The following is an 11,725-nucleotide window of genomic DNA, read 5'->3' as shown; positions in this document are numbered from 1 at the left end:
TTCTAATAAAAACGGTTTTCATTTCTTATTATTACTATTATTAAACTATCGTTTATTTAGTAAAAATTAGTAAATGAGCATCAAAGATAAAGTTCCCGTTACTATTCTCACTGGATTTTTAGGTTCAGGGAAAACTACTTTGCTTAATAGAATATTGAGTGAAGAGCACGGGAAAAGAATAGCCGTAATTGAGAATGAATACGGTGAAGTAGGTATAGATCAAGGTCTCGTAATTAATGCCGATGAAGAAGTATTTGAGATGTCAAATGGGTGCATTTGTTGTACTGTTCGCGGTGATTTAATAAGAGTCCTTGGCAACCTTATGAAAAGAAGAGATAAGTTTGACTATGTTTTAGTAGAAACGACAGGATTAGCAGATCCAGGCCCAGTTGCACAGACATTTTTCATGGATGAAGAGATTAGTTCTGAATTTACTCTTGATGGAATTGTGACTTTAGTTGATGCTGCACATATCGATCAGCAACTAGGAAGGAGTGATGAAAGTTCAGAACAAGTTGCATTTGCAGATGTTCTTGTCCTTAACAAAACTGATTTAGTCTCTGATGATGCACTAAATACTCTTGAATCGAGGTTGAGAGATATGAACCGAATGACTCGAATTATTCGAGCCGAGAATGCCAAAGTACCAATTGAAACAGTCTTAAATCTAAGTGCATTTGATCTTGATCAGATCCTTAAACGCAGGCCAACATTCCTTGAACCAGAATATCCTTTTGAATGGACAGGTGTTTACGATCTTGATGCAGGTAAATATGAATTAATGCTAGAAGACGGACCAGATCCAGAAATGTCTCTAGTAGCTCTCCTTAACCAAGGTGAGAGTGAGAAGGAACTTAAAGATGGTGCTGAATCCTCCGTAAGACTTTATGCAGAAAAAGCTAATACTTTAGAACCTAGAAATACTATCCCATATGGAGAACATATAAATCTCAAATTAGATGATAAAGGGAATAAATCCTTCATCCTGAAAATAGAAAAACCAACCAAAATAGGTTTGTTTACACAGCACACTGCTGAAGAATTCAATATGAAAGTCATTAAAAGTGAGGATAATAAAGAGATTCCATTTAATACTGAAAGGTTTTGGCAAGCAGAGCATGAACATGATGATGAAGTTGGCTCAATTGCTATAGAGCGTTTTGGAGATGTTGATCCAGAAAAACTAAATACTTGGATGGGAAGGCTTCTCTCAGAAAAAGGAGTAGACATATTCAGAACTAAAGGTTTCATAAGTTACTCAGGGAACCCAAGGCGAATAGTTTTCCAAGGAGTACACATGTTATTTACTGCACAACCTGACAAAGAATGGGGCAACGAACCTCGTAGAAATCAACTTGTTTTTATCGGTAGGAATCTAAATGAGAAAGAGATGCAAGAAGGCTTTGATAAATGCCTGATATAGAACCATTTAGTCCAAGAGGCATGTTCCATGAAGGATGGACAGCTGAAGTTAACGATTACGCCATTGCATGTGGCTGGGCTCTTAAAGGGAAACAATTTATTGTTGGCGACGTGGCAGGAGGTATTTTTGCATTTGAAGGAGATACTGGAAAAATTATTTGGAAAAAAGAAAATACACACTCTGGCGGTCTACTAGCAATGGCAATTCATCCAGAGGGTGAAATTTTTGCAACATCAGGTCAAGATGGGAATGTTCAAATTTGTAATTGTCACGAAGGTAAAGTAATTAAAACTCTTGATCTTGGAAAGGGTTGGGTAGAACACCTCAAGTGGTCTAATGACGGTTTATTTCTAGCCATAGCTTCCTCAAAAAAGGTATATGTTTTTAATGAAGTTGGTGAAGAGAAATGGATCTCAGAAGACCATCCAAGCACAGTAAGTGCAATAACGTGGTCAAATAAAAATGAACTAGCTACTGCTTGCTACGGAAGAGTAACATTCTTTGACGTAGTTAATAATAAAACGAATCAAAAACTCGAGTGGCAAGGATCATTGGTATCAATGGAATTAAGTCCTGATGGAGATATAGTTGCCTGTGGGAGTCAAGACAATTCAGTTCATTTTTGGAGAAGATCAACGGGAATGGATGCAGAGATGACGGGATATCCTAGTAAACCAAGTCATCTTTCTTTTGATGACAGCGGAAAATTACTAGCAACTAGTGGCAGTGAAAGAATTACGGTATGGAGTTTTATAGGAAATGGTCCAGAAGGGACTATGCCAGGAGAGCTATGTCACCATACAGAACCTATTTCGAGTTTAGCCTTTTCAAATAAAGGTATGCTTGTAGCCTCAGGATCTAGGGATGGTTCTGTTGTAGCAAGTTTCCTAAAAAATGATGGTAATGGAGATCCAGTTGGTGCTGCATTCGCCGGAGATTTAGTAGGGGCAATATCTTGGAGACCTGATGATTGCGCACTTGCAGCAGTTAATGCAAAAGGCGTGGTAAATGTATGGAAATTTAAAGTTCGTACTAACCTTTTTTCTAAAGGATTTAAGTAAAAAGTAGAAATTTGTAAAATTACCAATAATTAGCTTTTAAATGTCTTTCCATACAAATAACCTCACATTCGTTATCTATCCCTTTTGGGTGAATATCGCAATATGAAAGACATTGAAAATATTCGTCTATAGGATTAGATTTATCAGTTTTACTAACTTCTTTCGAATAATTCATAAAAGATTTCCTAAATTATTTAAAATTAAGATAGACGAATTAAATATCAAAAGAAATAAGCAAAACTTACTAAAAATATCTCAAAAAAATTAACACGATTGATTACTACTCTCGGACATTTTTAATTAAAAAGCAATGCGTATAAAAACGGATTGTCTTTAGAGAGATATTTTCCTAATTTTATATTGTTGAGTTCTAGGAGGTCTTTCAAAATGATCGATAGCCTGCCTGAAATTTCGGAATGAACCGAACTAATTTAATTAACTGCTCCAATTATTTTTTATTAATGTCTAAGCTTCCTTCTTCTGCATCGTTTAGGTGCCCTTTAAGAAACAAGCTTAATTCTAGTGTTTTTGCCCCAGTTAAAGACAATTAGTTAATTTTGGTGAGCATTAGCTTAATAGAAGTTACCAACAAGGAGCCATGATTTAGGTGCGTTTTTAACTTCAGGAAAAATATAAGTAAGAGATAAAAGAGGGTTTAAATAAGCCCTCTTTTTTTTATAAGATGACTTTCTTCCAGTTTTATAGATAATGTTTAAAAGAATAAAATTTAAAAATGGTTCAATATTATTGCCCATATTGCAATCCAAAATATCAATTCCAAAAACAATCCTCAAAAGGTACTTTGATTTGTGGCTTGTGTGGAGAGGATCTTGTAAAAAAACCTTTTATTAGATTGAACCAGATAATTGCTTTAGTTGCTGCGTCATCATTACTTCTACCGTTAATATATACTTTTATTTTTTCAATTAAAAATCAAATTAATCCTCCTAATAAAAATTATCAAGCAAATATTACTTATATGATAATTATCAAAGCAAAAATTTCATAAAACAATTTAAAAATCTAAAAGATCAACCTCTACATAGTGATTTATTTAAACAAGAATTTTTACTATCAATATTTATTTGGTCATCAATATTTTTTAATTTGTTTTTATTATTTATTACTTTAACTTTTTCCCCACAATGTTCTTTGCAACCACCATTAAAGAAATTATGTGCATATAAATTGGAATTATTCGAAAGTAATAAAAGAAAAATTATTTTATAAATTTGATTAAAATAAGAGTTCATCTTTATTATGATTATCGCAGAATTAGTAAATAAATAATATCAGTTAATTCCAAGGAGTGTTTATAAGTCCCCAGATATCGAAGAAGAAAAATAAAACTGCAATAACAACAAGATCCCATGCTCTTTCCCTAAAAGCCCAAGGCGCAATAAAAACTTCTCCAAGCCCATGAAGTGCCGCCCCTACTGGTAGATGATCAAGAACCAGCAAACTGTGAGAGAGGATAAAAAGAAAGCTTGCGAAATATCTAAAAAAAACAAATTGCCAATTGCTAGAACCCATTTTTTCAGATTTTTAAAAAATATACTTCAATGATCAAAATAATGATATAGATAAAGTCAAGAGATATTATTTTTGGTAGCCATAAATACGAATAAAGATAAAAAGCTAAAGTAAAAGTTACTAAATGATGAAAAATATGTTTTCAAGTTATCAGCCTAAAAATAGTTTTGATGAATACTTTAAGGATAATGTTAACTCTGCAAGAGAAATATTGATTCCACTTCTTTCATCTTTAGATAATATGGGACTTGAAGAATTAAACAGGAATCACTCTGCCGCAAAAAAATTATTACTAAGACATGGTGCAACTTTTAGATTAAACGATACTGGTTTAAAAGGTACTGAGAGAATATTACCTTTTGATCCACTTCCTAGAATAATTAGTAAAGATGATTGGGTAACGTTAGAAAACGGCCTAAAACAAAGGCTTGAGGCAATTGATTTATTTCTAGATGATATTTACAATTCTCAAAAAATAATTAATGATGGAATAATTCCAAGAGAATTAATAGAGAGTTCAGAAGGTTGGAGACCTCAGATGATAGGTTTTAAACCTCCACTAAATAAATGGTGTCAAATTTCAGGACTTGATTTAATAAGGGATAGAAAAGGAGATTGGCATGTTTTAGAAGATAATTTAAGATGTCCTTCTGGGGTTGCTTATTTTTTAGAAAATAGATTAGTTATGAAAAATATTTTTCCTAATCTTTTCTCAGGAAGAATAGTAAAACCAATTGATGAATATCCATCATATCTTTTAAAAACGCTTCAAGAGCTTGCAGTTTGGACAGATACACCCAAAATAGTTCTACTTACTCCTGGAATTTTTAATAGTGCTTATTTTGAACATAGTTATTTAGCTCAAGAAATGGGAATCCAACTAGTTCAGGGTCATGACTTAGTTTGTAATGATGATTATGTATATTTAAAAACCACCTCTGGATTAAAAAGAGTAGATGTCATTTACAGAAGGATTGATGATGATTTCTTAGATCCTCTTAATTTCAGAAAAGATTCCTGCCTTGGTGTTAGAGGATTACTTGATGTTTTTAAAGCAGGTCATGTTGCTTTAGCAAATGCACCTGGGACTGGAATTGCAGATGACAAAATGATTTATTCTTTTGTTCCAAAAATGATTAAATATTATCTTGATGAAGAAATTATTATTAAAAATGTAGAAACGTATATTTGTCATTACCAAAAGGATCGAGAATATGTTCTTGAAAATTTATCAAAACTTGTTGTTAAGTCTGTCGCAGAAGCTGGTGGATATGGAATGTTAATTGGCCCTCACTCAACAACAGCTGAAATAGAAGAATTCGCTTATAAAATAAAAAAAAATCCTAGAAATTTCATTGCACAACCAACATTAGAATTATCTACTGTGCCATCGTTATGTGATGGAGAATTATATCCATGTCATGTTGATTTAAGACCATATATCTTGAGAGGAAAAGATTCATGGGTTAGCCCTGGTGGGCTTACGAGGGTAGCATTAAAAAAAGGATCATTAGTCGTCAATTCTTCTCAAGGGGGAGGATGCAAAGATACATGGGTCGTAGGTAAATAATATGCTTTTGAGTCGTGTAGCAGAATCCCTCTATTGGATCAATCGTTATTTAGAACGTGCAGAGAATATATCTCGTTTCGTGGAAGTTAGTGAAGCAATGTCATTAGATTGTCCGCCAGGTAGTGCAGAACCTTGGCTACCCTTAATTGATGCTTCAAGTGATAGAGAATATTTTGATAAAAGATTCCCAGAGAAAAAACCTGATGACGTTATTAATTTTTTAATAAGAGATCGTTTAAACCCAAACAGTATAATTTCTTGTATTCAAATGGCAAGAGAAAATGCACGACAAATCAGAGATGTCATGACCACAGAAATGTGGGAACAGATAAATATTTTATATTGGAATATGCAAGAAGGAGAGTCAATATGGAATAAACCAAGACAAGAACAATTAAGTGAAATAAGGAGGGAATGTCAGCTTTTTTACGGAATTACAGATGCGACGCTAAGCAAAGACCTCGCCTGGAGATTTAGCATTCTTGGAAGATTGATCGAAAGAGCTGACAAAACATCAAGAATTTTAGATGTTAAATACTATTTACTTCTACCCAGCTTAGATGAGCTTGGAGGAGTTCTTGATGAGCTGCAATGGATTGCACTTTTACGCTCAGCTGGAGCTTATCAAATGTTTAGGAAAGCAGTGCAAAATTCTATAAAACCTAATTCAGTTGCGAGATTTCTTTTACTTGATCCAATTTTTCCGAGATCAGTAAGATACTGTCTTGATGGGATAAGTAATACACTTAAAACGATAGATAACTCTCCATCTAATGAAAATCCTTCAGAATTAGAATGCATGAGAGGTTTGCTTAAAGCAAAGTGGAGTTATATCAGAATTGAAGATATAATCAATGATGGTTTACATGAGGCAATCGATTCATTGCAAATGGATTTAAATAAATTGAATGATCTCATTCAAGAAAAATATTTTATTAATTAATAAGCTTATTAATGAGAATTAAATACCTTCACAAACTTGAATATAAATACGAAGACCCTGTTCAACTAGGCGAGCATAGATTATGTATAAAGCCAAGGTCAAATGGCTTCCAAAAACTGAAGAATTTTGAATTAAAAATAACCCCAGAACCAGAAATTATTTATCCATTACTTGCTGCTAGCGGAGAAGAGATTAATAGAATCAGATTCAATGGATTAACAGATAATTTAATTATTGAATCAATCAGCGAAGTTGAAACTATAAAACATCCAAATATTATTGATGGAGTTAAAAATAGAGATTTAACATTACCTTTTTGTAGAAGCATTATTAACAGAGATTTACAGGGAGCATTAGAGGGATGGATGCCAAATGGACAACACGATCCCTCTGCCGTAGAACTTGCCCAAGAAGCCTTAGCAGGAAGCATTAATAACGCATTATCATTTACCTACCAACTTATAGAGATTATTCAAGATCGAGTTAAATATACCAAAAGACATACTGGTCCAGCATGGCCGGCCAGCAGAACACTTAGAGAACGTATAGGTTCATGCAGAGATTTAGCAATGCTGATGGTTGAAGCTTGTAGGTCTATTGGTATTCCAAGTAGATTTGTAAGTGGTTATCATTTTGAAGATCCGTTACCCTCTGAGTTGGATTTACACGCTTGGGCTGAATTATATATCCCAGGTGCTGGCTGGAGAGGTTTTGATCCAAGCGGAAAAGGATTAATAGATGATAGATATTTAACATTGGTATCCTCTTCCAAATCTAATTTAACCTCAGTAATTACAGGAAACTTTATAGGAAAAAATAATTTAGAAAATACTTTAAACTGGGAAATCAAACCTCTCGTAATCAAATAAACACTAAATTTTTAATCTTTTTTTAAAAAAACATAAATAATAATATGTTTCTTTTTTAGTGTTAATTGATACGTTCTTAGATATATATATCTGTTTTCATTTGTTTAATCTTTAAAGAAAATTGAACTCAAGTTTAGAAATTCCTGTTATCAAATCAAACAAATCGAAAATGTTTGAATTGATAAGTTATGAAAAATTTCGCGATACAAAAGATGTAAGATTTTTTGATATTAGTGTTAATGAATCAAACTATAGAGATCTAGTTATTCACAGTGGTCCTGCAGTTAGTCCTCCAAATGATGAAGAATTTAATAATTGGCAATTTTACATACATCACAATCAAGAAGATAATCTACTGGCTATCTCTGGGGGAAGAACATTTTTTCTTGTAAATTTTGGCTGGGATTATCCTTTTTATAAAGTTAGATTAGAATCTTGCGGTTACATTTTAAGAATACCTAGAGGAACTTTTCATAGATCAGTATCTGACGAAAACGGATCCATAGTTTTAAATCAAGCTATAAGAGATAAAGAAGGTACAGTTGAATCTGAATTCAAGGTTACGAATAGCAAAGATAATAAAAAACTCCTAGATTGTATAACTAATCTAGAACCTAGATTTAAAATTTATAGTGTTAAATAATCTTAAAAAGGATTTCCAAATTTATAGATCAATTTAAATAATTATCTAATTGTTATAAAATAAAAATATTGTAATTTTTTTATATGAAATTTTTTAGTTTTTTAAAATATTTATTATGTATAACTTTTTCTTTCTTGGTATTAACCTCACCAGTTTTTGCCGGGGCAAATGTAGCTGTTAAGGGCGAGGGAGATGAAGTTCCAAGTTATGTAAGATCTGATATTACAGGATATGATTTCCATGGAGAGGATCTTCATTTGTCCTCTATAGCTGGAGCAGTTGCCAGAGATGCAGATTTTAGTGACGTAGATTTACATGGAACAACCTTAACTCTTTCTGATTTAAAAGGCTCTAATTTAAACGGAATCAACCTGACCGATACTCTTTCTGATCGAGTTAATTTCCAAAAAACAGATCTTAGAAATGCCGTTTTAATAAATATGATCGCATCAGGCAGTAGCTTTGCGGGAGCTCAAATAGAAGGTGCAGATTTTTCCTTCGCTATTCTTGACAGTGAAGATCAAAGAAATCTTTGTGAAATTGCTGATGGTATCAATCCAACAACAGGTGTTTCAACACGAGAAAGTCTTGAGTGCCGTTAGAAATTAAAATTATAAGTAAACTTTCTGACCGTTATTAAATTTATAAATTCTTTGTTCTTCATCTTGAAATATCATTTCACCGTTTAATTTAGATTTCTTAAATTTTGAAAGTCTTGCTCTGTGTATATTGGATTTTCTTTTTATATTATCCTCATTATCATAAATTCCGATATAAATATTTATATTAGGATTTGAAAAGGTTTTTTCTTCCTCTCTTAAAAAAATTCTGTCAATGTTTGTTTGTGTGCTCTGCAATTTTTTTTTAAATTTGACTAATTTTAAGTTCTTTGGTTTTTTATAAATAATTTTCTTGTAGATAATAAAAATAACTCCTAAAATTACAAAAACTAAAAATATATTCATTACTTACTTAATTTTTATTTTTATATCTACTCCTAAGTTACTTTTAGTAGTTAATATTTCTTTTTTTATAATTCCATAGGTAAAAATTTTAGATAAAGTTTTCAAAGATTTAAAAACTAAGAAAACAGTAAATAAAAAGAAAACAATAATGTTTTCTACAAGAAGATTTTTATTTGTGTAATCTAAATTGCTCATGAAAGTCTTAAATCAATTAGTTTTCATCGCTATTTGCATATGGTCCGAAAAATTGACTAGCATCCCTGCCCAATACTTTAGCAAGATCTAAACTTTTTTCTATATCCCATCTAGAGGCCATTCCATAAAGAATGCCAGCAGCGAATGAATCTCCACATCCATAAGAATCAATTTTTATTTTATTGTTTTTAAGAGCCTCATATCTTCCTCCTGGAAATATTATGCCTCCTTTCTCTCCCTCGGTTTTAAAGGTATATTTGGGTTTCAACGATAATTCGGAAAAAGAAAAAACTTCGCCAGGATCAAGATTACTGCCTATTAATCCATCTAAAAGTACATTTGATTTATTAATTGTATTTAATCCCACCCTTGGTGTTGCGCACAATATTGAAGCTGATCTAGCCATTTTAAAAATCTCTGAATCAGATGCAGTAATAAAAATTCCATCCATTTTTTTTAAAATTTTCCATTCTAACTTGTCTTTATGAGTTGGAGCTAACCTTTCTCCAATAACTGTTATTGCTCTCTCACCTTGAGAATCAATTAAACTAAATCCTCTTCTAGTAGGTTTGTTACGCCACGCTACATGTAACTTAATTCCCATATTTGAGAGAATCTTAAAACACTTATCTCCATAATCATCATTACCTAATGAAGTAAAAAAATGAATTTGGTTAGAAGTTAAATCAGAAAGTATTTTCGCGATAATGGAGCCACCACCAGCTGGATATTCAATGGACTTAATTGAATGAGATATTATTCCAGGCTTCGGCAATTTATCGACTCTTAAGAAATTAATCCATTCAATATGACCAATTACAGCAAAATTTAAATTCCCTTTTTTAAATTTATAGTCTTCAAAATTTTTATTTTCAACAGCCATAAGCATTTAAATACTATTATTAAAAGAAATATTTTTAACAAGTGAAATCATTTAACATTCTAAAAGATAATAAACAGATCCTATCTTATCTTTACCTTTTTCTATCTATTTTAGGAGCTATCCTTCCAATGATGGCGAATTTCGCATTTGCTAAGGAATATGGTAATAGTTTTGATATTAATAACTTCATTTCCTTAGCAAATGCAAACCCTGCAGCGCAGTCAATTTCTAGAGACTTGTTTGTGGGAGCTAGCGCTATTTTTATATGGATAGTAAACGAATCAAAAAAATTGGATATGAAGAACATGTGGGTTGTTTATGTTGGAACTTTTCTAATAGCTTTTGCATTTTCTGCACCTTTTTTTTTATTTCTGAGAGAGAGAAGAATAATTGAATTAGAAAAAGTTAATTAAAATATTCTCTTAAATAGAATTGCAAATACAATAAAGCAACAACATGAAATTGAAAGCCAGATTATTGAAGCATAACCAAATAGATCCAATATACGTCCCGAAATAAATGGTCCAAAAAAATACCCCATAGCGAAACATTGTGATAGGAGAGCAAGTGCAAAACCTTTTTTGTTTGAAGGAGCTATTCTGAAAACAACATCTGTTGATGTTGGAAGAAATGAAGCAGTCCCTAAACTTACTAATATCAATGAAAAGGAAATTAAATAAAAAGCTGGCATATTTAAATAACTAGAAATAAATAATAAAAATGAAGCTAAAGAGAAATTGATTAAACTAAATTTCAATCCAAATAATCTTTCTTTCTTTGATATCCAAGAACCAACAGGCCACTGTAAAAACAACAATAAAATTAACTGAATAGAAATTATAGTACTAGTAATTTCTTTACTTAATGAATTTCGATATACTCCACCTTTAACAAGATCCAAAGGCAATGTTACCTGAATCAAAGCTAAAGAGGTAGTTATCAATAATATAGATAATAATATTATTATTGAATTTTTATTCCATTTCGATTGGACCTGATTAATTGGATCTACTAATCTTTTTTGGAAATCTTCTAAGTTTCTTTTAATAGAAGAACTATTTCTAGATATTAAATATGTGATGATTAGCATACAAAAAATATCATTAATAAAAATTGATTTGGAATACAAAAAATTTGTCATAATCCCCCCCAAGAATACCCCTAGAAATATTCCTAAAGCCTCCGAACTTCTAACAAGAGCATAAGCTTTGCGTGTATTGATCTGATGGCAAAAATATGGCACCCCAAACTCGGCAGCTGGCCAATATATTCCTGCAGCTGCCCCAACAAATAATTGTCCAATTATGTACAAAAACGTATCTCTTGAAAAAATAAGGCATAAGCTAGCTGTAATACTTAGTATTGATGAAATAACTATTGGAAATTGTATTCGCCCTGTTTTATTAAGATAATTACCAGTAAAGAGTCTTGTTATGGTTCCAATTATTGCTGATATGGTAAAGCCCAAGCCAATATCTGTCGCTGATAATCCAATATTATTAAAAATAAGTGATGTTAAATAAATAACACCTCCTGCACCAAATGCAGCATAAAATCTTATCTTGGTTATTAATCTCAAATGATATGGAAATTGAATCCACCAATTTTTGCTAATTTGAAAAATATTTGGAATAATCACA

16 protein-coding genes are annotated in these 11,725 nt (G+C 31.8%); 9 read left to right on the top strand and 7 right to left on the bottom strand.

Features of this window, described 5'->3' with window-relative positions; genetic code table 11:
• Nucleotides 1-73: 73 nt before the first annotated feature.
• A complete protein-coding gene (locus EU91_RS03300; protein WP_032524642.1) occupies nucleotides 74-1,423 on the top strand; it encodes a CobW family GTP-binding protein in 1,350 nt (449 codons plus the stop codon).
• On the top strand, nucleotides 1,411-2,484 hold the full coding sequence (locus EU91_RS03305) for a WD40 repeat domain-containing protein (protein WP_032524641.1): 1,074 nt from the start codon (nucleotides 1,411-1,413) through the stop codon (nucleotides 2,482-2,484). Before EU91_RS03300 ends, EU91_RS03305 begins: the two co-directional genes overlap by 13 nt.
• Nucleotides 2,485-2,503: 19 nt before the next feature.
• Here EU91_RS03305 and EU91_RS09405 read toward each other — a convergent pair whose 3' ends face one another.
• Nucleotides 2,504-2,659, bottom strand: a complete 156-nt coding sequence (locus tag EU91_RS09405) for a hypothetical protein (protein ID WP_193741618.1) — start codon at nucleotides 2,657-2,659, stop codon at nucleotides 2,504-2,506.
• Nucleotides 2,660-3,217: 558 nt separating this feature from the next.
• Between EU91_RS09405 and EU91_RS0108700 the strand changes: the two genes are divergently transcribed.
• On the top strand, nucleotides 3,218-3,493 hold the full coding sequence (locus EU91_RS0108700) for a hypothetical protein (protein ID WP_032524639.1): 276 nt from the start codon (nucleotides 3,218-3,220) through the stop codon (nucleotides 3,491-3,493).
• A 22-nt stretch (nucleotides 3,494-3,515) separates the two neighbouring features.
• Here the strand turns inward: EU91_RS0108700 and EU91_RS03310 are convergent, their stop codons facing one another.
• The gene (locus EU91_RS03310; protein ID WP_193741617.1) at nucleotides 3,516-3,737 is read right to left on the bottom strand and encodes a hypothetical protein; all 222 of its coding nucleotides are present in this window, start codon (nucleotides 3,735-3,737) and stop codon (nucleotides 3,516-3,518) included.
• Nucleotides 3,738-3,780: 43 nt separating this feature from the next.
• The gene (locus EU91_RS03315; protein ID WP_025894642.1) at nucleotides 3,781-4,017 is read right to left on the bottom strand and encodes a hypothetical protein; all 237 of its coding nucleotides are present in this window, start codon (nucleotides 4,015-4,017) and stop codon (nucleotides 3,781-3,783) included.
• A gap of 127 nt (nucleotides 4,018-4,144) precedes the next feature.
• Between EU91_RS03315 and EU91_RS03320 the strand changes: the two genes are divergently transcribed.
• From EU91_RS03320 to EU91_RS03340, 5 genes are all read left to right on the top strand, one after another.
• The gene (locus tag EU91_RS03320; protein ID WP_032524637.1) at nucleotides 4,145-5,587 is read left to right on the top strand and encodes a circularly permuted type 2 ATP-grasp protein; all 1,443 of its coding nucleotides are present in this window, start codon (nucleotides 4,145-4,147) and stop codon (nucleotides 5,585-5,587) included.
• 1 nt (nucleotide 5,588) lies between these two features.
• On the top strand, nucleotides 5,589-6,530 hold the full coding sequence (locus tag EU91_RS03325) for an alpha-E domain-containing protein (RefSeq protein WP_032524636.1): 942 nt from the start codon (nucleotides 5,589-5,591) through the stop codon (nucleotides 6,528-6,530).
• A gap of 11 nt (nucleotides 6,531-6,541) precedes the next feature.
• A complete protein-coding gene (locus tag EU91_RS03330) occupies nucleotides 6,542-7,399 on the top strand; it encodes a transglutaminase family protein (protein WP_032524635.1) in 858 nt (285 codons plus the stop codon).
• Between the two features lie 169 nt (nucleotides 7,400-7,568).
• Entirely contained in the window at nucleotides 7,569-8,042 is a 474-nt protein-coding gene (locus EU91_RS03335; RefSeq protein ID WP_032524676.1) for a hypothetical protein, read from the top strand.
• Between the two features lie 83 nt (nucleotides 8,043-8,125).
• Nucleotides 8,126-8,644, top strand: coding sequence for a pentapeptide repeat-containing protein (locus EU91_RS03340; protein ID WP_032524634.1), 519 nt, complete (start codon nucleotides 8,126-8,128; stop codon nucleotides 8,642-8,644).
• 9 nt (nucleotides 8,645-8,653) lie between these two features.
• Here EU91_RS03340 and EU91_RS03345 read toward each other — a convergent pair whose 3' ends face one another.
• The 3 genes from EU91_RS03345 to EU91_RS03355 are packed head-to-tail and all read right to left on the bottom strand — an operon-like array spanning nucleotide 8,654 to nucleotide 10,085.
• The gene (locus EU91_RS03345) at nucleotides 8,654-9,007 is read right to left on the bottom strand and encodes a hypothetical protein (protein WP_032524633.1); all 354 of its coding nucleotides are present in this window, start codon (nucleotides 9,005-9,007) and stop codon (nucleotides 8,654-8,656) included.
• Nucleotides 9,008-9,010: 3 nt separating this feature from the next.
• Nucleotides 9,011-9,202, bottom strand: coding sequence for a hypothetical protein (locus EU91_RS03350; RefSeq protein ID WP_032524632.1), 192 nt, complete (start codon nucleotides 9,200-9,202; stop codon nucleotides 9,011-9,013).
• A 16-nt stretch (nucleotides 9,203-9,218) separates the two neighbouring features.
• Nucleotides 9,219-10,085, bottom strand: coding sequence for a carbohydrate kinase family protein (locus tag EU91_RS03355; protein ID WP_032524675.1), 867 nt, complete (start codon nucleotides 10,083-10,085; stop codon nucleotides 9,219-9,221).
• 41 nt (nucleotides 10,086-10,126) lie between these two features.
• On the opposite strand from EU91_RS03355, the gene EU91_RS0108695 reads away from it, so the two are divergent.
• A complete protein-coding gene (locus EU91_RS0108695; protein WP_032524631.1) occupies nucleotides 10,127-10,498 on the top strand; it encodes a DUF2834 domain-containing protein in 372 nt (123 codons plus the stop codon).
• Here the strand turns inward: EU91_RS0108695 and EU91_RS03360 are convergent.
• Nucleotides 10,495-11,724, bottom strand: a complete 1,230-nt coding sequence (locus EU91_RS03360) for an MFS transporter (protein ID WP_032524630.1) — start codon at nucleotides 11,722-11,724, stop codon at nucleotides 10,495-10,497. The two genes, EU91_RS0108695 and EU91_RS03360, sit on opposite strands and share 4 nt — an antisense overlap.
• Nucleotide 11,725: the final 1 nt, after the last annotated feature.

The organism is Prochlorococcus marinus str. GP2, assembly GCF_000759885.1.
GTDB classification, from domain to species: Bacteria; Cyanobacteriota; Cyanobacteriia; order PCC-6307; family Cyanobiaceae; genus Prochlorococcus_A; species Prochlorococcus_A marinus_J.
Note: the sequence above shows the minus strand (reverse complement) of the source record. Positions and strands in the feature narration are given on the sequence as shown.